We start from the raw sequence: 21,474 nt of genomic DNA, 5'->3' as shown, positions 1-21,474 counted from the left end.
GGATATATCAGCCAATATATTATGTCGGTGTATTGAGTGAGAGAGCATACCTATCATGTCCCCACCTTCGGATCCCCCGAAGCAAACAGTAGTGCTCGTTCTCGAGGATGATGAAGGGCTTGCCGACTTGTACACGGTCTGGCTTTCTGAAGCGTACGACGTCCGAACCGCATACACGGCAGCGGAAGCATACGAAAAGTTCGACGAGGATGTCGACGTCGCGCTCCTCGACCGACGACTCCCGGAAGAATCCGGTGACGAAGTCTTGGACTGGATTGCCCAGGATTACCCGCAATGTCGCCGGGTGATGGTAACCGCAGTCAATCCTGACGTCGACATCGTCGACATGCCCTTCGACGACTACTTTCTCAAGCCAATCGACAAAGACAGTCTCCTTGACGCAGTTCAGCGACTCGAGAAGCAGAGAGACTACGAGGAACGGGTCCAGGACCTGTATGCACTCGTCAGGAAGCGGTCGATCCTACAGTCAGAGCTCAGCGAAGTCGAACGCTCAGAGAGCGAAGAATACGCGCGACTCGAATCTGAGATCTCTGACCTCAAGGCGGCATTGGCAGAGACGAACGAGGGCTTCGATTATGAGGACTTCCGCGGAATCCTTCGCTGCCTTGGGAACCGGCAGCGAGGTGATTAACCACATGGGCAAGAACACACTAGCCGACAGTAATGAAGAGTTCGGGTTGTTAGAGACAGAAACAACGATATCGGTCGGCTCAAGGACCGTTACGCTCCAATCCAACCCGACGACTGGGACCTATCTTGTAGTCCACGATTGGCAAGCAGACGAGCCGCTCAGTACGACGCTCGTGACTACAGTCGCGGCTATACTAGAGGCTGACATCAGCGAGCTACCCCCACTTTTCGACCGTGTGGATTCCGACGCATTGGACCAGATTTTCGGCCCTGTTGAATCAACTGGCCTCGACCGAGAGTCGGGCTGTGTCACGTTTCCGTACAGTGGCTGCCTCTTAACGGTCCACGGGGACGGCGAGATATGGATTCAGACCCAGCCAGACACTCCAGCGAGTACATGAACGACACCACCGGCTTACCGACCGCCGCCGAAGAGCAAGCTACTCGAATATCGATACAGTCGAAGCTCTCTGCTCGATTCGGACGATGCGGAGGACACTCAATGAGCTGTTCACGAACCCTGACCAGAACGCCAGGGAGCATAACAACCCACCAGTGAGGGTGACACCGGATATTCTCCCTGACGAGTTCTACGTCGCGGCCGATGAAGCAGGAACCCCCTATTTAGCGCGCGCCGACATCTTTGAGTCAGGGTATAGTACGCACGTAGATGGAACTGGTCTCTGGTTGCCGATTGTCGAGTACATCGCGAGCTCATATGTTCAGAACATTACCATGACGAAGAGTGAGACGGATGGTGGGCGTTTCGAGGTGTGGAACGTCAGCCTCAAGCAGACCGCTTCCGAGTCACCGGCAACGACCGACCGCCCATAAGATGGACAACGACCAGATCCACACGGTGGGCTCGAACTCAGCCAGTGATACGGACCTCGTCGGGCTCTTGGTCGAAAACGACGAAAACTGCCGCCAGCTTGCGACGTGGTTCCGGAAGCAACCTGAGTTTACGTCGCGTGAACTCTCGCCGTCCGCTTCCCCTCCGGAAACCGACTTGGTCGTCGTCGACGAGCCGTCTGTAGCACGTTATCAGGATTGGCTCCAGTCCCGGAAAGATCAGGCGGACTCACAGTTCTACCCCATTCTCCTCGTTTACACCACGGATGACCCCTCGTTCACCGACAGTGTGTGGGAGATTATTGATGACACAGTCTCCGCCCCCGTCGATCCACCGACGCTCGAACACCGCCTCGAGAATCTCATGGAGCGACGACGCCTCTCGGAGAATCGGTCGACCACGTTAGAGCGTACCGAGGCACGCTACAGCGCGGTCTTCGAAGCGGTCAACGACGCGATACTCGTCATCGACGCCGAGGAAGATAGTGTCCTCAACTGTAACTCCCGTGCAACGGACGTCCTCGGGTACGCAGAGTCAGAACTCGTAGCACTGTCTCCCGCGGAAGATCTCTATCCCACGAACGCGGACGCCTACGAGTGTTTCATCGACCGTGTGATCGATGAGGGAAAGAGCCAGACGGTGGAGCTCGTCTGTAAGACTGGCTACGGCTCTGAAATCGAAGTGGAGGCCTCAGCGAGCCCCTTAGATTGCCAAGCGGGTTCGAGAGTCGTGTTCAGCATCTGTGACGTGACGGAGCACCCCGAGCGGGCTCGTCGAATCGAGAGTCAACGGGACCGCCCCGCACAATTGAACCGCATCAATCGAACGCTCCACGAGACGACGAGAGCAGTCGTGCAGGCAGCGAACAGAGACGACCTCGAAACGGCTGTCTGCCGGAACCTATCGGAGTCAGGTGCGTACCAGTTCGCCTGGATCGGTGAACGATCAGACGACGACACCATTGTCCCACGGGCCATGAGCGACGATGCAGCAGACTACCTCGACGATGCCGGGATAACAACCGACGATACACCGACAGGCCGTGGGCCTTCTGGGCGGGCACTCGAAACCACGTCGGTCTGCACGGTCCAGAACGTCTCCACGGCCCCAGAGATGGAGCCATGGCGGGAATCCCTGTCGAGGTTTGGCGTCAAATCGACTGCTGCGATACCGATTCACTACGACGACGAGGTGTTCAGCATCCTGAACCTGTACACTCACCGCAAGGATGCGTTCGTCGGTGACGAACGAGACGTCCTCGCCAATCTCGGGAAGACAATCGGCCGCGCAATCGCGGACATTCGAGCGAGAGAAGACGCCCAGATATTCCAGCACGCGGTCGAACACGCCGGTCAAGCGATTTATATCACTGACCCCGACGGAACGATCCAGTACGTCAACTCAGCGTTCGTCGAGATGACGGGGTACAGTAGAGAGGCAGTGCTCGGCCGGAATCAACGGATTCTGGAATCGGGAGCACACGACCAGGAGTTCTACCGCGACCTCTGGCAGACGGTGCTGTCTGGGGAAACGTGGCGGAGCGAAATTATCAACCGCCACAAGAGCGGGCGACGCCAGCACGTCGATCAGACGATTGCCCCCGTCAAAATGGGAACCGACAGCATCGATTACCTGGTCGCGATCAACGCCGAGATTACGGACAAACGCCGACGCCAGCAACAACTCCAAGTATTGTACCGTGTCCTCCGGCACAACGTGCGGAATCGACTGAATGTCATCGAGGGGTACGCTGACCTGCTCGCAGACTCGGGAACGAGTGGACCGCGGTCCGCACTCGAACAGATCTCTCAGGCAGTCGACGACCTCCTCCAGATAAGCCGGCAGGCACGGCGTATCGAGAGGACGTTCACTGAGGACTCTGGGGAGCGAACAATGCGCACCCTCGATGCGGTCGTTCAGGACGCGGTGGCCGACGCCACCGCACCGGATAGTGTTATTACGACGACAATCCCAGACACCTCCCTCAAAGTCGAAGGGGACCTGGAGAGAGCGATTCGAGAACTTACTACGAACGGATTCAAGCACAACGATGCAGAGGACGCCGCGGTGGCGGTGACCGTGGCAACGACGGGTCGTGAAGCCACTCCGCGGGGAACGGTGACGATTCGAGATAACGGACCAGGAATCCCCGAACAGGAACGAGCAGTCTTACGCGAGGGCGAAGAGACGCCGTTGCTTCACGGGAACGGGCTTGGGTTGTGGCTTGTCAACTGGGTCGTGACTGAACTCGGCGGAACCATCGACATCAGGGACGCCGACCCACAGGGGAGCATCGTTACGATTAGTGTGCCACTCATTGATTGACATTCAGTTCAACACAGACCACGTCTACTAGGTTCACTGGTAAGGTAGATGTGACCAGAACCGGTTCTATCTGGAGATGCCACAAATCATCAGTACCCTCATCGTCTTCACCGACGTACTCTGAAACAGGCCATTCACACCTGGCTCACCGTGTTGCTAAACGAGATCGCTCAGATATCTTCGACCCTACGCGCCCCATCTCCTACCGTCTGAATATCTGGCTGATGCTTGACGCTCACCGTACGCTCTTCCAAGAACCCGACTCAAGTACCGGGTGGAGTCCCATCTCGTGGCACAGTGGGACTACGGGAAGACAGTCAGTTAGTCTGCTTCACCGATTGCCATCTGTTGGGCCCGGTCAACGATCTCTTCGTTCATATCACGCATGAATTCGTCGACAGTGTTCCCCATCAGCATCACCGGGTACTCCCCCGCAAGCATCTCGTCGAGGACCGCCCCCGCATCTTCGCTGCGGTCGTGTGTAGTCACGGGCACATCAACCCAAGAGGCGAACACGTCGGTGAACGCACCACCGGCACGTGCTTCGGTGATTAGGTCCCGGTCCGCGAGCGTGTTGAGGTACGATGCGAACGACGCAGTGCGGCTTCGCCGGTCGGCTCGAAGATACACGAACGGCAAAATGTACCTATCACCGGCTAACGCACGCCGAATTGCTTCCGTACTCTCGATATCATTGATTTCCGCGCCGTTGAACACCTGCCCACCGGACACACGACTCCAGCGAGGTTGAATTGCGTTCAGGTACTCGTTGAGCTGCTCCTCAGGGACGGGATCCATATTCAGATACCGAAGAACGTCGTTTACCGCATACACCGTTTCGGCCCCAAGCCGGCCGCGCTGATCTTCCGGAATCGTGACTTGCGTCAGTGTCCCGCCAGCCTGCTCAATTTCCTCGGCTAAGTACTCGTGGAGAACTGGATGGAACTCTCCACTCACAACATGTGTTCCGCGTGGAATCGTCCGAGCGAACGCACGAGCGATTCTCGACGAGTCTTCCCGAGCGTATCTTGGTGGTTCTGCCGAATATTTGCGATAACAACGACGTGTGGCTTTACAAACCGTTGATTGAACAGACGTGTCGTGTATTCGGTGATGCCTTGATTCTCGAAGATAGTGACATTCTCTGGTGAGTACGACTCGAAGACGGGAATGAACTCCCGGAGGACGTTGATGTTCTCGTACAGTGTCGTGTATGGGCCCGGTCGGTCGATCGGGATGACGTCCCCCCCGAACCCGAGAGTCACCACCGATTCAGTGTCTTGCGTGAGGCGGATGACTGCTTCGGCCCCTGGAGGCGATTGCCCGTACGCGAGTGAGATACTCAGAGTGGGATGTCCGGAGCCACGCAGACCGCTCAACTGGCAGTTCGAACTTTCCGTTCCCGTCGCTTCGTCGCTCCTCGCCAGTGTGGTCCGGCATCCTCACCACCTCCACTCGTGCATCCTCAATCGGGTTCCCACTCAGATCGGTGACCCTCCCACGAACGAACGTGTTCTCTTCCCCCTCTGGCCCTGGCGACCCGCAGCCAGCCAGACAGGCCAGCCCACCAGCTCCCGCCGACTTGAGGACGCGCCGACGGGAAATCCCAAATTCCATGCCTCATACTGTCGCCGTGCTATCAAAGATGTTGCCAACGCCGGCGGCCGTAGACGACGATGAAGTCCGAAGCGGGTGACATCCTCCCCGCGGTAAACGGCGCGGCTTTCCACAAGGGTAGCCCTTGTTGCGTTGGGAACCTTGGGTTTGTATCTCGTCGTGATACAGGGCGTGCCACGCCCCCGTTATCCCTATCCTTGCTGGATTCGGGCGTATCTTGGTTGTTTTCTGACGGTATCCGCAGCGGACGATTCGATGGGGTACCGTCGAACGACTGGGTGGAACTCCCGATACCGTCTCATTACAGTGGTTCGAGGAGAAAGCCCACGACTTGAGTCGTGGGGTGAATCCGATACTGGCCGAAACATCTATGCTGGTTCTGTCGACAGGTCTGGGTGTGATACCGAGTCCGAGGTAAGGATATGCACGCCAGCGGGGCGGTAGATGAAGCTCGCTATCTCGGTCGGGGGCCGTACTGGCACGGCCCACAACCCAACCGCGCGGTGCATCGAGTTGGGAACCACTCCACCGTGGGCACGATCTGTGACCGTGGGAGGATGTCAGAAACGTCTTGTCATAAACCAACTTGCACCGATGATGAGGGCACCAGAGCCCGAAATCAACAGCGTCCGTCGATAGCCGATCACCGATGCAGCCCCAACACTGAGCGGCGGGCCGATGGTCGTACCGAGTCTAAGAACACTCGTCCGAATACTCATGATACTCCCCCGAAATTCGTCCGGTGCACGCTCGTTAAGTGCCGTATCCGTAATCGGCTCTGCGAGCCCCTGGCCGAGACCGAACAGGAGGAGTGCTCCAGCAACCACATAGATAGAGTCTGTAATGGCTACAACGGCGAGTCCGATCCCGTAACTCACGAACCCGAGTGCGATTGATTGGAAACTCGTGAATACTTGAAGCACTCGATCACCCTGCAATGCGGTCATTCCCATCGTAACCGCAGGCAATCCCACGAGAAGGCCGATACCTGCCGATGAGAGCTGATATTCGTTGGCGAGCAGGAACGGAACAGCAGTGAGCTGTGCGCCGTAGAGGATGACGAATATCCCGAAGATCGCGAGATAAAGAACAACGAAGGGAGTCATCGAAGTTGGTCCAGTAAGGAACTCGCGAATGCTTGAATTCGAATTGATTCCGTCCCGATTTGGCTCTTCCAGCAGAGTTATCCCGGGGATCGCAACCAGCAGGGCGAGGAGGAAGCATACGAATGGAGCCCACCAAGCGAGTGTTGCAAGTGCTCCACCGAGCAGCGGATAGCCGGCGGCACCAACCGCGAGAATCGCCGCATTAGTTCCGATCAACACGCGTCGCTGTTCACCGGTGAAGAGATCGCCAAGAAGTGTGACCGTGAGCATCACGACCGCACTACTCGCCGCACCCTGGATCGCTCGAAGAACGAGAATCAGCGTAAAATCGGAAACGACGATAATGGCGCCCCCACTGAGTCCGAAGACGCTGAGTGCCGGGATTAAAACCGGTTTCCGACCGATTCGGTCGGCCAGCAGTCCGATGGGAAGTGTGAGAAATATCCCGGGAAGCGTGAACGCGGATAGCAAGAGACTGGCCTGGGACTCAGAGATATTCCACGCATCCTGCACCGCTGGGAGTGCAGGGCTGATGAGTGAGACGCCCATGACAGCGACGAGCGTGCTTGCAAAGATCACTGCTACTGCCGGTGTGTTCCAAAGTGTCCGTATCCATTTCATTTGTTCTACTCATATCTCGGAAACTGTCCTGTGTAAGTCATCCGCTATTGGGTAGTGGTTCCACTGACTCAGAGAAAAGAGAGTCCTCACAGATTATTCGATGGTGAGGGAAGCCGACCCTGCCAACTTCGACCGTTATGTATAGGATGAACGCTAGGGGAATGGTAAGAAATCATAGCATAGTCTGACACCGGCTGTTACCTATAATTTTCATCGGTGAAAGCGACCGGCACCGACGCCTGGAATCACTCACTGTCTCTGGACTCCGCACGCGATTCGTGGACTTCGACGTCGCTGACCTCGGCCTCGAATCCGTCGTCGATGTGTCGAAGGAGCCGAGCCTTCTTGATGAACGGCGCGCCGACGCGATTGTCTGGTTCCCGGAGCCAATCACGAACCCGAACCGGTTTTTCGGCGACGTCGACCCCGATAACTCACGGCCAGACGGCCATTATCTGTGATTCGCGGACAATGAATGGCACTACATCCCTGACGAGTTAGCACAGACTATCTCGCTGGGCCAGCCGGCGACGGTGAGGAAGGCCAGGACTGGGTGTTGACCTATATACACCCGAGTGGAAAAACGAGGCAGACCGAGAGAAGATACTGGTGGGGCTAATACCAGGAGTGCTTCATGAGCTCTATATCGAAACGCAAGGTCTGTCGACGGACCGGTGGATGCACGGCCATAGCGCCGAGTGTGATCTCTGCGGCGAGCAAGCTGATCTTGATGAGGGGATCCCCAACCAACGTGGGAAGCCCTGCTAAAAGCGCTGCTGGGCCGAGTACACTGGCGCCCCAGACCGGTTCAGTGACTACGTATAGCAGTAGTTGCCATACGGTTTCTTTATTCAGTGGTAGGAGTGAAACGCCCGCTCAGTACAGATGCGAATATAACTCTATGTTGGAAAATAGCAGCTACGGTTGGGCGCGGAGCAGGCCGAGTGCTTCGGGGCTTGACCCCGAGGCGGTTCACTAAGAGGATTCGTTCGTCGAATTTGTCTCGATGTCACAAGCCATAAGCGTCGAAACAGTGTTCGCCGTGAGTTCTCCCGCAGCGTTAATCTCTGCCCGCGTCGAGGATTCGTTACAGTCGAAGTTCTCGGGCAGAACTTGTTCAGTTTCCATCGCCTCTGTTTCGAGTACACTCATCGATAAGGAGTATGTTCCACTTTCACTGAGGGTGATTAGTACTGTCCCTTCAGGTTCGACCGTGTAGATTCCATCAAACTGTGCTACCGATTCTTCCTCCACGAGAATTCGGGTCGTCCACGTCTTGTCCGACGGGTTTCGAAGTCTGAGCGAGTGGCTAAAGTTTCCTGTATCTGCGGGAATGGGATTGTCACCAACCGTGTGCGACGCTAGTCCATCAGCGGAAGCGGTTTCGGTGACAACACCGGGACACGCCATACGCGTCGAGATACCCATCGAGTCGAGTGTGTCGTCGTCCTGAATGCTGACCGTCGTCCTAGTCACATTACAGGAGAATTGGCTTGGAGCTATCGTAATCTCTTCAGCCGCATTCAATTCGGGAACCGCCACACGAGCGGTATACGTGTCGAGGTCAGTGAGTGACGCAACGATGCTCGCGTTCGCTTCGAGCTCCACGGATTCCTCAAACACGGTCTCGCCAGCCTTCGAAACCGTAATATTTCCTTGATGTGGCTCTTCCGTTGGGTTCCCGAACGTGACGTGGTGAGGGGTTCTGAGGCCACGCTCTTCGAGTGATTCAGTCCCGATAGTCCGCTCAGCGGTATCACCAGCTCCAACCAGTGTCCACTCAGACGTTCGTGTAGTCTCAGTCTGCGAACCCTCAGAAGTGGTAGTTGTTGTTTCTGAGTTCGTCTCAGACGCTCCACTCGAAGTTCCTTGAGAGGTGCAGCCCGCTGCTGCAGTTGTGAGACCAATTCCAGCACTTGCTAGAAACGTTCTCCGTTTCATATGCTATCATTGGAGGGGTCAAGCATTGCCCTATCTCAGATTCAAAGATGTCTTTCAGTCCCGAAAACCGCTTACATCGATTGGGTGCGACTCCGCGCAGGATGATACGTCCGCCAGTACCATACCACAAAGAGTGACAGGATCAGGAAGATGCCGATCCCCAGAACGAACCCACCGGGGCCAGTTCCAAACGTAACGAGCGTCTCCCACATGGTTGGGTCAGGTTGCTGTACAGGCGGTCCAGGAACTCGGGGCGACGGTGAGGGTGTCACCACTGACCAGCGTGTATGGACGATTGCACTGACAACTCCCAGAATACCTACTGCACCGAAGACACGACTCAACGCGGTCGTAAGTGACGGGGTTATTCTCTCCGCTCCCGCAAAGAGGACGAGTGCACTATTGGTCGGAGCGTATACATCCATTTCACGCCCCTGCTCGGAATACCACGTTTCGATGACTTCTACGAGACCTGCGTCTTGGAGTCGGTTGAGATGATAGCTGACGTTCTGTACTGAAGAGTCAAGTTCAGTAGCAATATCCGACACGGTGGTCGGTTCTAGATATAGCTGATTAAGAATACGGCGTGCCGTTGTTGAGGTGACTGCTGACAAAATCTGTTCAGCAGATTCGTCTTCAAATCCAACGAGTCTGGGCTCTAATTCACGGTCCGAAACTGTATCGGGAGCAGGTTTCAACGGTAATAGTGAAGACATAGTTATCTTGTCTGTTTGCGGTATTATGTGACTGCGGCAGACTCAAAGAGGTGTTTGAATCCGATTCGAGCACTACGTAATCACCCAACTGAGCATCTTCTTGGATAGCTATTCAGTGATATTTGCATCGCCTCTATGTACCGCTTCGGTTGCTTCAGTTTCGGTGACGCGTCTGAATAAAGAAATCGCGCCAGCAACTACTGATAGCCAGAGACAGCAACCCATCGGAAGACGGTAGGGAAGAACTCGGTTTGTGGTCTGCTAAGGTGGTTGAGGGCGAGAAATCACGATTCTAGACCTAGTTTCACGGTGCAGTGGCAGCCGTATAGTCAGTCTTGGGATCGGACGGGAGAGAGATGACGAGTTCGTCGAACCAGACGACCGGACGCTTCCGCTGGCCGTCTTCCTCCAAGAAGATAATACCCAACTGGCGAGCCGACTGAACTCTTCATGGACGTTCTTCATGTCCCGGTCAACGACTCGTGCGGTCTCGTTGATGCTGGCCGGTTCCTCTTGACGGATGGCCCCGATGACCTCAAGAACACGCGGAGTCAGTGTTTCCATCAGCTCGTCGTAGCTGGTGAACGAGAGCGTCGGCGTTGAGTCTATCGCCTCGCCTACTTCGAGGGCCGCGACGCTGTCGGTGACGTCGTCGTGGAATTCGTTGGATGGAGTCACGGTCACGAAGAGGGTTGATTCGGCGCGAAGCTGTTCGCGCTCCATCGGGTGCAGCGCCGGGGTTGAGACAGTCATAGGTATCACCGTGATGTGATGGGGCCATGCGAGTTCGAATTCGGGTTTTGGGATTCCGCTCCAGAACTGCACCCAGAGTTGGCCCTCCCGGGGGAACTCGATGATGTCTGGGTTCGAGTCTGCTGCGACGTGACGTTCGTGTCCTTTCGTGTCTTCGTGCGAGTTGCCGTACTAGCGAATCGTCCTATCGGCAAGCCTGTGGGGTGGATTTGATTCCGTGGCGCCGTGGTAGAGTTTGTATCCGCACCCAGACGGGTATGCGTCGCGGTTGGCCCGCATGTGGAACACGTGGACGACGGAACCATCTGGGTACTTTTGTGCTTCGTTCATACCATCTAGGTTGTCGTCGGTCGGTGAGGCCGTTCTCGTCTATCGATTCGCCGGCCAATGTGATAGACTATTGGTGAATAGACTAACGTGTTCCATAGCTCTCGTTTGAGGGCACGAATGCCGTAGATATCGTGGTATTAGCAATGGAGGAGGCCACGCATCAGTTCCGGTTGCTCGTGGTCTCGCGTTCGCTCCGTTTCCGCCGGGAGAAACACTTCGACCCCTTCGAGAAAATCGAGGGAGAAATACTCAGACAACGCTAGTACCTCGGTCTCCTTGACATTGAACATAGCTCTACCGAAGATATCTTGCAGGATCGCTGAACTCACTCCACCTCAGCGTTCACTCTGCTTACCATGCCGCCTACGAGGCGAACGCGTTCATCGTCGACTTCGAGGCCGATTACGCGTCGGATGACGGGATGACCACTGTCGAACGGGTGGGAGTGGCCTGAGGCTCGGCTGTCGCGAAATGGGATTTTCGAGCGCCGTTGATGGGTGCTGGCGCACACGCACCGGCGTTGACCGATGTCGACACGAACTCAACTCTGAACCATCCAATTGAGCGAGCCCGCAGACGAACAGGCCGAAACCAACCGCATCACACCAATCTACCAACACTCGAACGGCTATCTCGACAGCGTCCTCCGTGATCTTAACCAGCTGAAGCAGTTGCTCGATGAAGCACGAACAGAGCCTGGGCCTGCGTATGCCGCTGCCAGTTCCTGAAACCCGTTGCACTCCGGGAGCCGGCCATCGTCGACTTCGCCATTCGATTGCTCGGTGATTCTCTTTCTGGTTGCCCTCTCGGCGGGGATTGGGGGTTTTCTGCACTGAGCTTGTGCACTCCAAAACCACTAGTTTAAATACTGAATAGATGTTCAGTATGATGTAGAGCAATGCCAGAAACACCCACCACAAACCAAACGAATACCCGACGGTACCTCATTCTCGGGACAATCAGCGCAATCATTTCTGTCGTACTGATTCCAGTCGCTGGACTCGTCTCGGTCTACAGCAGTTACAAAATCCACGGCAGAGTACGAAAGCTCTACACCTACATCATGGGTGGCGTCGGAGCCGCCTCCGTCCTCCTCTGGATTACATACCTGACGACCCTCTAGGCAACAACGTCCGCCAACAAACACTAAGCAGTCATCAACTCAAGACAATCCAGCTACGGGAACCCAGTACGTACTGTCGAACGAACCGCGTGTCTAGTGTCTTCTACTTGAAACGATGGTGATGAATTACCGTCGGGATGGCGGGATATCAGCCGATTCGGACGTAATCAAAAGGAACAGGCCGCTTGAAACGACAAGTACGACCAATGAGTCTCGAGAACTATGGCGAGGACATGAGCCCGGGGAAACGGGATATCATGGAAGCCACCCACAGTGCCGTTAAAAAGCACGGCTACGGTGATCTCACCATCCAGGATATCGCCGACGAGTTTGACCGTAGCAAATCTCTCCTCTACTATCACTACGACGGTCGAGACGACCTGCTCGTCGATTTCCTCGAGTACATACTCGGCGGATTTCTCGCGAACCTCCCCGAAGAAGGAACTGCCCCCAGAGAAGAACTCAACGATCTCATCGACCTCCTCCTCCCAACGACGGTCGACGAAGAACCCTATCGCCTGATGCTGGCGATGTTCGAACTTAGAATGAATGCACCCCATGACCAGGCTGTTCGTGAGCAGTACCTCGAGGTCGAAGAGGAGCTTAGGACAATCCTGGAGGGCATCCTCCGGCGGGGAATCAAAGCGAACGAATTCATTGATGTCGACGTCCAGGTCGAAGCAGAGGCGCTGCTTTCACTGCTCGTGGGGACTCGTGCCCGCCGACTCACCGTCTATGACCCGGATCAGTCGATTGAGACGTTGAAAGCAGCTATTGACGCTCATATCGACCGGATTTCAACAGCGAGCACATAGACTTAGATTTTGTATGTGTCCGTGGTTCCGTGATACGCGAGACATCACAGCTCATTCTGCATCGGTGACGTGCTGAAGACCTGTTCTCTGAGGGAATTACTCTGCGAACTCCTGCGGGGCGGCTTCAAGCGGGCTATCAGCAATCCGTTCCTGTAGGACACCGAGATACTGGCGGTCAGTCGCACACATGGTATTCATGATTGTTTGAACCTCCTGCCGAGACACCTTCACTTCCGCTGTAGAAAACGCGGCCTCGGGGTCTGCGCGGAGTTCTCGGAGCGTGCCGACGGCTAACAGATACGGAACAGCCCATGCAGCAGCGGTGTTCCCATCGCCAAGGGGCATCTTCTCGATGTAGGATTGCGCAGGGTCGAGATGTTGCTGTGCCCGATCGAGCGTCCGAGAGAGGACTGAGATAGCGCCAGAACGATAGTCTGGGTGAATGAGTTCGTCCTGTGGAACGCCTTCGGCTGCCAGCCACTCATTCGGGAGGTACACGTTGTCCTCGGTCACGTAGTCGTCGCGGACGTCCTTCGCGATATTTACTAGTTGGAGGAGTCGACCGAAGTGTTCGGCGTTCTTCCGCAGGGTGGCCTCACGAGAGTGACCAAGCGACTGTCTGGCGAGGAGGTTTGTGATGAGCGTCCCGACAGTCCCTGCAACATAGTGGCAGTAGCTGCGCAGTTCAGTGGTGGTCTGGATTCGGATTCCAAGTTCACCGGTGTATCGCTGGACGAATCGGAGCATACCCTGAATCATCTCACGGATAGGAGACCGCATTGCCTCCCGAGTCCGCTGTGAGAATTGGTCAAATGCGGCCATCACGGTCGGTGTGTTCTCGACGAGCGTCCAATCCGCGGAGGGAGACTGAGTTGGGGTCCACTGTCTGGCGTGTCGTGTGAACGCTTCAGTTGATGTCGGTGAATCAGGGCTAAGAGCCTCGTAGTACGTCTGGAGGAGTGTTTGCTGTGCCGTTGCTGGAAGGTGGGTGGCGTCCTCAATTGTGTCTGGAATCCGGCAAAGTAGGTAGCCGACGCAAATCTGATCGTCCAGTGGGGCGTCAAGTGCGTCGATTGTTAGAGCGAACGTACGCGAGACGTCGGTGACTGTGTTGTGGCAGTACGTGAGGGGCGACTCGGAGGGGTCTGTGTGGTGTCGCGTCATGTGTTCTGGGTGGGGCGCGGAGTCGCGCTTTCGAGGGGCAATCCCCGCGTGTTTGACTAAATAGTTAGTATTTATATTTACCGTCTTTATCAGACAACAGAGTTGGTTCAATGAGTCCCAAAATTGCCCCTGGCCCCATATACCGGAAGGTACTTGACTAAATATTCAACATAAGTAATTGACGTACGACTTCGAGAACACGGTCGCACTCGTTACTGGCGCAGGCTCCGGAATCGGTCGCGCAACCGCAAAGCGCTTCGCTGCCGACGGCGCGACCGTCGTCGTCGCGGATATCGATACGAAGGCCGGGCAAGAGACTGCCAACCAAATCGAAGAAGACAAAGACGGAGAGGCGACCTTCATGGAGGTCGACACCAGCCGCAGTGAATCCGTTTCCGCTCTTGTTGGTGCTACGCTAAACAAACACGGTCGACTCGACTACGCAGTCAACAACGCCGCAATCGGAAACACCCCAGCACAAGTCCCAGAAATCGACGAAGACGAATGGAACCGCGTACTCGACGTCAATCAGACTGGCGTCTGGGTCGGCATGAAATACGAACTCCCCGCGATGTACGACTCCGGTGGCGGTGCCATCGTTAACGTATCATCGAAGGCTGGTATCCGTGGAAGCCCTGGTCGAGCCCCGTATGCAGCGAGCAAACACGGCGTCGTTGGCCTGACACGGACGGCAGCCCTAGAGACTGCAGCGAGGGACGTTCGCGTCAATGCGGTCTGTCCGACAATCGTAGAAACGACGGCACTGGAGTCGATGTCTGAGTCAGAACGCAGTTCAATTATCGACGAAGTTCCGATGAAGCGGGCCGCGTCACCAGATGAGGTGGCCAGCGCGATCGTCTGGCTGTGTTCTGACGAAGCGTCGTACATCACCGGCCACTCACTCCCAGTCGACGGTGGCGAAACGCAAAAGTGAGGGTACTATCCGATCGACCGCAAGTCAGCTGACCACGATGACGGAGTGAGCTCCGTGGGTACAGTTAGGCGAGTTTTCCGCCTTCGACCGGAAGGGCGTGGCCGTTGACGAACGACGACTCGTCGGAAGCCAACCAAGCGACAGTTTTGGCGATTTCTTCGGGTTCAGCCATTCGGCCGAGTGGCTGGTCTTCGGTCATCGCATCGACGGCGTCCGGATGTTCTTCGATCGTTCGTTCGACCATCGGTGTCCGGACGACGCCCGGACAGACCGCGTTCACGCGAACTCCATCCTCGGCGTGACGGACTGCGGCAGCTTTCGTAAGACCGACCACCCCGTGCTTGCTGGCCGTATATGGTTCACTTCCGTCAGCTGCGAGGCCAGCGATCGAAGCCGTGTTCACGATTGTTCCCCCATCGCCGTTAGTGAGCGCGGGGAGTTCGTGTTTCATGCACAGCCAGACACCGGTCAGGTTCACTTCGAGCACCTGGTGCCAGTCTTCGATTGATTGCTCGGAGAGAGGAGCGTTAGTCCCCTCAATGCCGGCGTTGTTGTGCGCGATGTCGAGGCTGCCGTAGGTGTCAACTGCAGTTTCGACCATCGCCTCGACGTCTGCTTCCTTGGTGACGTCGACCTCGACGTAAATCGCGTCGCCATCAGCGGATTCGATTTGACGGACGGTCTCTCGACCGCCTTCTGCGTCGACGTCGGCGACGACGACATTTGCGCCGTCAGCTGCGAGTTCCTGTGCGGTTGCGCGACCGATGCCTGATCCCGCGCCGGTGACGACTGCGGTGTGCTTGTTGAGTTGGGCTACCATCGTTACTGACTATTTATTCAATACTAAAGTATTCTCCGTTGGCCACCGTCTTCGAAATGCTGAATATACATTCAATATATACTGTATGGTGGGCAAAACACATATGCAACGGTCCGTATCCAACCTCCGAACAGATGTCTCGAACACACAGATGACAGCCGCTGGACGACTCATATTCGCCGCCCTCCTCGTACTGATAGTCCCCCTGCTGCCATTCCTCGGCCTGCTTTGGATTGGCGATAAAATAACGGCTTCCTGAGGACGTCTGGAGCGCGGTGACGGAGGCTGTGGTTCTCGAAGCAGCCCTCACGATTCGGAGTTACCTCATTCACCGACCGTGATTAGGAACGACCCAACAAAGGAGATGGACAGCGATTGGCCTACGGTTCCGAGCACTGCGGTGTGGCGCAGTTCAAGAGAGACAGAACGTCGACTCCTCGACGCCCTCGTAGAGCCCATCAGAGAGGTACTTGAGCCCCGTATCGCAAGCCACCGTCACAACAGTCGCATCCGGGTCCCGTGTCGCGGCAATTCGTCGAGCGGCAGCAACGTTCATTCCGGTGCTCGTGCCGACGAGCATCCCCTCTTGGCGTGCTATTTCGCGGACGTACTCGATGCCCTCCGCATTCGGAATCGTGTACACCTGGTCGTAGGCGTCATCATCCACCAGTGGCGGGGAGCCAACGATTGCCGTTCCCTGAACGCTGTGTTCCCCGGTCGTACCTTCGGTGAGGACGGGCGACTCTGCGGGCTCGACGACTGAGATGCGGACCTCAGTGTCGGCAGCACGGAGTGCCCGAGCGGTCCCCATCGCACAGCCACCGGTGCCAGCGATCATGACGAACTCGTCGACGTCAGGACACTGGTCGAGAATTTCCTCCCCAAAAGCCTCGTATCCGTCGAGCTGGTCGTCATTCTCGAACTGGTTTGTGAAGTACGCACCTGTCTGGTCGCGGACCGTGAGGGCTCTTTCACGGAGGTCATCGAATAGCCCGTCGTATGTGGTCCCGTTTGGTGTTTCGAGCAGTTCTACTTCGGCGCCGAGCGCCTGCATCGAGGCGATTTTCTCGTCAGCGACGCAGTCTGCCGTGACGACGTGGAACGGGTGGTCGAGAACGGCGCAGACGAACGCAAGACTCGTCCCCGTGCTGCCGCCGGTGAACTCGACGATAGGGTCACCGGAAGCGATGTCCCCTCGTTCCCGGGCGGCTTCGATCATGGCGAGTGCCATCCGGTCTTTCAGACTACCTGTTGGGTTGGCTCCTTCCCACTTGACCGAGACCGACGCGCCCTCCTCGGGGCGAAGTGACGGGAGGTCGATCATCGGTGTTTCTCCGATTGCCGCTAGCGTGTTCGGGTAATTCTGGGCGGGCATACTGGAGGGGGGCCAGCCATGACGTTAGGCGTATCGGTAAATCGCTCTGCAGTGGGGGACCTGTATCCGGCTAGCGTTCTGTGCAGCTAGTTGTTGAGCAAGCTATCGAGGAATGGACGGCAACCCCCGCTAATTCTAGGATTTGCCCGAGCCAACACTTCGGCCCATCACCAGTCGTAGTCCTGATGGAGTTGGCGACCGGCCTCATTCAAGACGCCTCCAACAACATCGCTGACCCCCTCTAGAATTGCTGCAGACCGAACAGACGGCGCAGTTCCTGTGAAGTCCGCGAGCTCGTCGCTCCCGACACTGTAGACAACACGCCCGAATCCTGCTGTCGTCATCCCGCCTGCACACATCGGACACGGCTCAGTGCTTGTGTACATCACCATCTCCGCCCGTTCTTCGGCATCGTACTCTCTGCACGCACGGTACGCAAGATGGAGTTCTGGATGGCGGCGAATGTCGTCCTCGGTACGTTCTTGATTCGACTCTTTCATGATGACTGTATTGTCGCGAACGAGGACAGACCCGAACGGTTCGTCACCACGGTCGACAGCCGCACGCGCAAGTTCGAGGGCTTCCCGCATGTGCGAGTCGTGGTCAAATTCGTCGAATTCGGATTCCATAGGCGTACTATGGCCGTTTGGGCAGTATACTTGTTTGGAACGTCGATTGCAGATGTCGAACTACCCAAAAACCACTCCCACTCTGGAGAGTTGGCTCAAATGGTTCTCGGGCACTCCCTTTTCGACGGAGAGGATTCCCGCCGTTTACCGCGGGGAGGATCTCACCTGAGTGAGAGCGAATTGAGCTCGCCGCCAATGCTCGATCCGAGCCGTCTGAATCAGCGCAGCTAAAAGGAAAAGAGCACATTTAAATATTGAATCAAAAGTACATATTTGTGTGGGTGATCCCGCTGACCCACAGCCGTCCGTTCCCCGCTCTGCAGTCGACAAAAACGACAACGGAGGCATTGTCCACCACGAGATCTCCCCTCCAACTACGCATAGGTTCGCACTCAATGTGCATGGCGAAGTTGCGGGCGAGATGGGCACCAAAGCGACCACAGACTTGGAATCTAGAAAAAGACCGTGCACGAGGGTGATGAATGCCAGTCACCACCTCAGACTGAAACGCTAAGCATGAACCTGAACCGATTCACACAATAGGCGGCGACGGAAACCTGACTGTGAAGATGTCGCCGCGAGTCAAGACCTCTGTCCCAGACACAGAGTCACCGGCACATCGCTGTCCGTACTGTTCGCGGCCGTTTCCGGCCAGCGAGCGACTGGCCCTTCACAAAGGGTTGCAGCACCACGAAGATATCGAGGATGCGGAAGAAGATGCGTTCGAATCCGCGTACCTTGCGGAAGAAGATGATCTCCAGACGTATCGCTTGAAAGCACTGGCAGCGCTCATTCTCGTATATTTTGGATTTCTTATCGTATATGCCCTTGAGATCTAACCGTCGAGAATTCCGCGGCGCCTCTCTTCCAGAAACAGACCACACCAAGACGCCACGCACCCAATGACTAGAAACCGCTCTCCACCACTCCGATTTGTCGGCCAATTCATCGCCTGGGCCCTCGTGATCGTCATGTGTGTCGATACAGTTACCGCGGCAAATGGTCTCACGCTTTCACAGGAACCCAGGAAAACCCTGACCGTCCCACGCTGGCTCTACCTCGCAACCGGTGGGGCCACAATCGGCGCATCAGCACTTCTCGCCAGTTTCGTCACTGACCGCGCATTCGTCCGCCATCTCCACACCTGGTCGTGGCCTGCGGTCCAGTCCGCCCGTTGGCACCAGCCCGCAATCTGGCTCGGTCGCGGACTCGGCGTCGCTATCCTCGGATTTGCCCTATACCTCGGTACCGCCGGGCCAGAACTACCGACCGCAAACTTCGCGATTCTAATCGCGTTTGCTGGCGTTCGAGGCGCCCTCCCAATGCTGACGTATCTGCTGGGGAACGCCTGGCCGGTCTTGAACCCATGGCGGACGCTCGCACGTGCGGTGCCATCTGGATTCCGCGATTATCCGGCTTCACTACACCGCTGGCCGGCTGTCGCTGGACTGTTGGCGCTTGTCTGGACAGAAGTAGTGTTCCCCGTCAGCACCGTGCCGTCGGTCTTGGCCAATGTGATTCTGCTCTACTCTGTGCTCACCCTTACTGGCGCAGTCGTCTTCGGTCCCAGATCGTGGTTTGCTAATGCTGACCCGCTGTCCGTACTGTTCCGGTTCTATGGGTCTATGAGTCCGATTCAGCGCGAGTCGGATACGCTCGTTTTGAAACTTCCAGGGAGTGACTTGCGAAAGTCGTCGGCCGTGACCCACGCCTCCGACGTTGCGTTCGTAGTTGCTCTCGTGTGGGAGCTTACGTACAGCGGGTTCATCACGACGGAAGCTGGCGCAGGCGTAATCAAGGGGGTCGTAACCGCCTTGCCAGCTGGGTTTGCTGGTGAGACCGTGCGTGCGCTGCTCGCGTACACGCTGCTATTCATTGGTGGGTATCTCGTCTTCCTTGGCGGCTATCGGCTTGCCAGCCACCTCTCTCGTCGTATCGTTGGCACGTACATCACGCCGGAGTCGCTGGCGATACAGTTTGCACCACCACTAGTAGCGATCGCTGCCGGCTACCACTTAGCTCACTACGTGGGCTTGACGGTGTCACTCAGCCCAGCGATGTTATCGGCACTCACTTCGCCGCTGTCGCCACCAGCCAACCCACTGGTACTCTCGCCACCGGCTTGGTTCGACGCATTGGGGATCGTATTCGTCCTTGTCGGCCATCTGGTGTCGATTTGGATAGCCCACGCGGTTGCATTCCGACTCTTCTCCAGTCGCACCGTCGCGATTCGGAGCCAGATTCCGTTCGTTGTCGTGATGATTGGATACACGGTCATCAGCCTCTGGATTCTCGCCTTACCGGGCGCAGTTCCGCCATACCTAGGGTGAAAGATAAGATATCTAAAATTTCAGGGAGTGTATCGGTGAGTACGGTAGAAAGATATTCTGAACGAGGGTATTGGAGAGAGAGCGGCAAACCCACAGGCTTGTGGCGGAGCTGGCTGCGAAACAATGCTTGTGACGGCGTTCCTGCTAGTTGGTTTGAAAACTAGCTTAGTACGTCAACTCGACCGGAGGCATATTCATAAACGCAGTTTCATATCCGTCGTGCCGAGCTAGTTGGGGTGGCGCATTCACCGTGACCGTAATTGTATCCCCAGGCTGTAGTTCCGGGACAGGAACGCCATAATGGTGGCCGATATCGGAGTCCAGAGTCGCTTGCAACGACTCCTCGATGAAGCGTTCGCCATCTCTGGTGATTGTGGCGCTGAGTCCCATGTTCGGTAGCATGACGCGATTGTATGGCGTTCGGGGAGACACCAATAGATACGGCTGGCCACTTTCGGTAAACGGATTTCCTGCTGAGACGAGTGTAGTCGGAAGTTCTGCGTCACCTGAAGAGGGCGCACCAAGTAATCGACCCGGCAGCTCATCGACTAGTGGAGCAACTGGCTTGGGGACCATACCCATCTCCATTAGCCCAACAGTCCCAGGGGTTCCAGCCTTCTCTGACAATCGCCGATATTCAAGTTCATACGTCTCACGTGTATCGAATGTGAACGGGATTGTAGCCTTACGGGAACTAGTTACTCGGTTCTCGAAGCCACGTGCCCGGTTAGCTTGTAGTCCTCCGACCTGGAGTGTTGCTTCGTAACGTCCCTCACTGGGAAGATCAATGTTGTCCCCGTAGTGAAAGCCCATGTTTGGGGAGACCATGGGCCACAAGTTCGTCGTCCTAGTCGTCCCGTCTTCCATACTCAGTTCCAAGGAAACGTCAAGTGGAAGCACAGCACCCGTCTGTGTGTCCCACACGCTAGCCATGAGATGAAGTGAATCGGTATCAGTGACGACAACTTTCGTGCGGTCGTCTCCTGTAAGCGTCCAGAACCGGTGTGGAAACGAATGCATCAGGGCAAACCCAACGTCACCGGCTGTTGTTGTCCCATACATCCCCATCCCTTCGACAATACTAGGATAGTAGACGGCATCTGGACGGTTTTCAACGAGGGGCGGGTCACGCCACGCAGACTGTGTTTCGAAGCCGAGCGGTTCTAAACAGCCAGCTAGTACTGTGCCGCCAGTCACTCCTGCGGCGGTTTTCAGGAACGCTCGACGATCCATGAGTACTGGTCAGGCGTGAATTGGAGTATGGATTCTGGTTCATCGCTCGAATGTCGATGACTAGGGGTTAGCAGCCGAAACAGGTGAGGCGATTCTTAACCAACAAAACTACGGGCCCAAGGGTTATGTTGGTTAACA

21 protein-coding genes and 3 pseudogenes are annotated in these 21,474 nt (G+C 56.3%); 11 read left to right on the top strand and 13 right to left on the bottom strand.

What is annotated here, in order from left to right; all coding sequences use genetic code 11:
• The first annotated feature begins 91 nt into the window (after positions 1-91).
• The 4 genes from BMW35_RS14990 (at position 92) to BMW35_RS14985 (ending at position 3,829) form a co-directional block, all read left to right on the top strand.
• Entirely contained in the window at positions 92-652 is a 561-nt protein-coding gene (locus BMW35_RS14990; RefSeq protein ID WP_245708202.1) for a HalX domain-containing protein, read from the top strand.
• A gap of 4 nt (positions 653-656) precedes the next feature.
• A complete protein-coding gene (locus BMW35_RS15410; protein ID WP_143052220.1) occupies positions 657-1,052 on the top strand; it encodes a HalOD1 output domain-containing protein in 396 nt (131 codons plus the stop codon).
• Positions 1,053-1,137: 85 nt separating this feature from the next.
• Positions 1,138-1,485, top strand: coding sequence for an ATP-binding protein (locus tag BMW35_RS15770; RefSeq protein ID WP_177170878.1), 348 nt, complete (start codon positions 1,138-1,140; stop codon positions 1,483-1,485).
• Position 1,486: 1 nt separating this feature from the next.
• Positions 1,487-3,829, top strand: a complete 2,343-nt coding sequence (locus BMW35_RS14985) for a PAS domain S-box protein (RefSeq protein WP_177170877.1) — start codon at positions 1,487-1,489, stop codon at positions 3,827-3,829.
• Positions 3,830-4,150: 321 nt separating this feature from the next.
• Here BMW35_RS14985 and BMW35_RS14980 read toward each other — a convergent pair whose 3' ends face one another.
• From BMW35_RS14980 to BMW35_RS14965, 4 genes are all read right to left on the bottom strand, one after another.
• Positions 4,151-4,786: a hypothetical protein gene (locus BMW35_RS14980; protein ID WP_089670485.1), complete on the bottom strand. Its 636-nt coding sequence runs from the start codon at positions 4,784-4,786 to the stop codon at positions 4,151-4,153.
• Positions 4,783-5,097 carry a hypothetical protein gene (locus tag BMW35_RS14975; RefSeq protein WP_089670484.1) on the bottom strand — a complete coding sequence of 105 codons (315 nt, stop codon included), beginning with the start codon at positions 5,095-5,097 and terminating at the stop codon, positions 4,783-4,785. The genes BMW35_RS14980 and BMW35_RS14975 overlap by 4 nt, the downstream gene beginning before the upstream one ends.
• A 4-nt stretch (positions 5,098-5,101) precedes the next feature.
• Entirely contained in the window at positions 5,102-5,446 is a 345-nt protein-coding gene (locus BMW35_RS16055) for a carboxypeptidase-like regulatory domain-containing protein (protein ID WP_089670483.1), read from the bottom strand.
• Between the two features lie 560 nt (positions 5,447-6,006).
• On the bottom strand, positions 6,007-7,173 hold the full coding sequence (locus BMW35_RS14965) for an MFS transporter (RefSeq protein WP_089670482.1): 1,167 nt from the start codon (positions 7,171-7,173) through the stop codon (positions 6,007-6,009).
• A gap of 389 nt (positions 7,174-7,562) precedes the next feature.
• On the opposite strand from BMW35_RS14965, the pseudogene BMW35_RS16050 reads away from it, so the two are divergent.
• Positions 7,563-7,941 (top strand): annotated as a pseudogene (locus tag BMW35_RS16050) (hypothetical protein).
• Positions 7,942-8,148: 207 nt separating this feature from the next.
• Here BMW35_RS16050 and BMW35_RS14955 read toward each other — a convergent pair.
• The 4 genes and pseudogenes from BMW35_RS14955 to BMW35_RS15950 form a co-directional block, all read right to left on the bottom strand.
• A complete protein-coding gene (locus BMW35_RS14955) occupies positions 8,149-8,796 on the bottom strand; it encodes a hypothetical protein (protein ID WP_245708200.1) in 648 nt (215 codons plus the stop codon).
• Between the two features lie 389 nt (positions 8,797-9,185).
• The gene (locus BMW35_RS14950; protein ID WP_089670480.1) at positions 9,186-9,830 is read right to left on the bottom strand and encodes an ArsR/SmtB family transcription factor; all 645 of its coding nucleotides are present in this window, start codon (positions 9,828-9,830) and stop codon (positions 9,186-9,188) included.
• A gap of 304 nt (positions 9,831-10,134) precedes the next feature.
• Positions 10,135-10,553: pseudogene (locus BMW35_RS14945) on the bottom strand (HVO_A0114 family putative DNA-binding protein).
• Positions 10,554-10,990: 437 nt separating this feature from the next.
• Positions 10,991-11,242, bottom strand: a pseudogene (locus tag BMW35_RS15950) (IS5/IS1182 family transposase); the annotation flags it as partial.
• A 569-nt stretch (positions 11,243-11,811) separates the two neighbouring features.
• Between BMW35_RS15950 and BMW35_RS15405 the strand changes: the two are divergent.
• Both BMW35_RS15405 and BMW35_RS14930 read left to right on the top strand, forming a co-directional pair.
• Positions 11,812-12,036, top strand: coding sequence for a hypothetical protein (locus BMW35_RS15405; RefSeq protein ID WP_143052218.1), 225 nt, complete (start codon positions 11,812-11,814; stop codon positions 12,034-12,036).
• A gap of 206 nt (positions 12,037-12,242) precedes the next feature.
• Complete coding sequence (locus tag BMW35_RS14930) at positions 12,243-12,851, top strand: TetR/AcrR family transcriptional regulator (RefSeq protein WP_089670479.1); 609 nt, start codon at positions 12,243-12,245, stop codon at positions 12,849-12,851.
• 96 nt (positions 12,852-12,947) lie between these two features.
• On the opposite strand, the gene BMW35_RS14925 is transcribed toward BMW35_RS14930, so the two are convergent.
• On the bottom strand, positions 12,948-14,015 hold the full coding sequence (locus BMW35_RS14925) for a phytoene/squalene synthase family protein (RefSeq protein ID WP_089670478.1): 1,068 nt from the start codon (positions 14,013-14,015) through the stop codon (positions 12,948-12,950).
• 178 nt (positions 14,016-14,193) lie between these two features.
• Between BMW35_RS14925 and BMW35_RS14920 the strand changes: the two genes are divergently transcribed.
• A complete protein-coding gene (locus tag BMW35_RS14920) occupies positions 14,194-14,949 on the top strand; it encodes an SDR family NAD(P)-dependent oxidoreductase (RefSeq protein ID WP_089670477.1) in 756 nt (251 codons plus the stop codon).
• Positions 14,950-15,013: 64 nt separating this feature from the next.
• Here BMW35_RS14920 and BMW35_RS14915 read toward each other — a convergent pair whose 3' ends face one another.
• On the bottom strand, positions 15,014-15,769 hold the full coding sequence (locus BMW35_RS14915; RefSeq protein WP_089670476.1) for a glucose 1-dehydrogenase: 756 nt from the start codon (positions 15,767-15,769) through the stop codon (positions 15,014-15,016).
• Here BMW35_RS14915 and BMW35_RS16085 point away from each other — a divergent pair.
• Entirely contained in the window at positions 15,714-16,028 is a 315-nt protein-coding gene (locus BMW35_RS16085; RefSeq protein WP_449404984.1) for a DUF7535 family protein, read from the top strand. The genes BMW35_RS14915 and BMW35_RS16085 overlap by 56 nt on opposite strands.
• A gap of 153 nt (positions 16,029-16,181) precedes the next feature.
• On the opposite strand, the gene BMW35_RS14910 is transcribed toward BMW35_RS16085, so the two are convergent.
• Both BMW35_RS14910 and BMW35_RS14905 read right to left on the bottom strand, forming a co-directional pair.
• The gene (locus tag BMW35_RS14910; protein ID WP_089670475.1) at positions 16,182-17,144 is read right to left on the bottom strand and encodes a PLP-dependent cysteine synthase family protein; all 963 of its coding nucleotides are present in this window, start codon (positions 17,142-17,144) and stop codon (positions 16,182-16,184) included.
• A gap of 167 nt (positions 17,145-17,311) precedes the next feature.
• Positions 17,312-17,773 carry a nucleoside deaminase gene (locus BMW35_RS14905; protein ID WP_089670474.1) on the bottom strand — a complete coding sequence of 154 codons (462 nt, stop codon included), beginning with the start codon at positions 17,771-17,773 and terminating at the stop codon, positions 17,312-17,314.
• A 569-nt stretch (positions 17,774-18,342) separates the two neighbouring features.
• On the opposite strand from BMW35_RS14905, the gene BMW35_RS16080 reads away from it, so the two are divergent.
• Together BMW35_RS16080 and BMW35_RS14895 are read left to right on the top strand one after the other, a co-directional pair.
• Positions 18,343-18,612, top strand: a complete 270-nt coding sequence (locus BMW35_RS16080) for a DUF7410 domain-containing protein (protein WP_089670518.1) — start codon at positions 18,343-18,345, stop codon at positions 18,610-18,612.
• Positions 18,613-18,675: 63 nt separating this feature from the next.
• Entirely contained in the window at positions 18,676-20,103 is a 1,428-nt protein-coding gene (locus BMW35_RS14895; RefSeq protein ID WP_089670473.1) for a hypothetical protein, read from the top strand.
• A gap of 165 nt (positions 20,104-20,268) precedes the next feature.
• On the opposite strand, the gene BMW35_RS14890 is transcribed toward BMW35_RS14895, so the two are convergent.
• Positions 20,269-21,336 carry an iron transporter gene (locus tag BMW35_RS14890; RefSeq protein ID WP_089670472.1) on the bottom strand — a complete coding sequence of 356 codons (1,068 nt, stop codon included), beginning with the start codon at positions 21,334-21,336 and terminating at the stop codon, positions 20,269-20,271.
• Positions 21,337-21,474 lie beyond the last annotated feature (138 nt).

Origin of the sequence: Halobacterium jilantaiense, from assembly GCF_900110535.1 — an archaeon.
In the GTDB taxonomy this organism is placed as follows: domain Archaea; phylum Halobacteriota; class Halobacteria; order Halobacteriales; family Halobacteriaceae; genus Halobacterium; species Halobacterium jilantaiense.
Note: the sequence above shows the minus strand (reverse complement) of the source record. Positions and strands in the feature narration are given on the sequence as shown.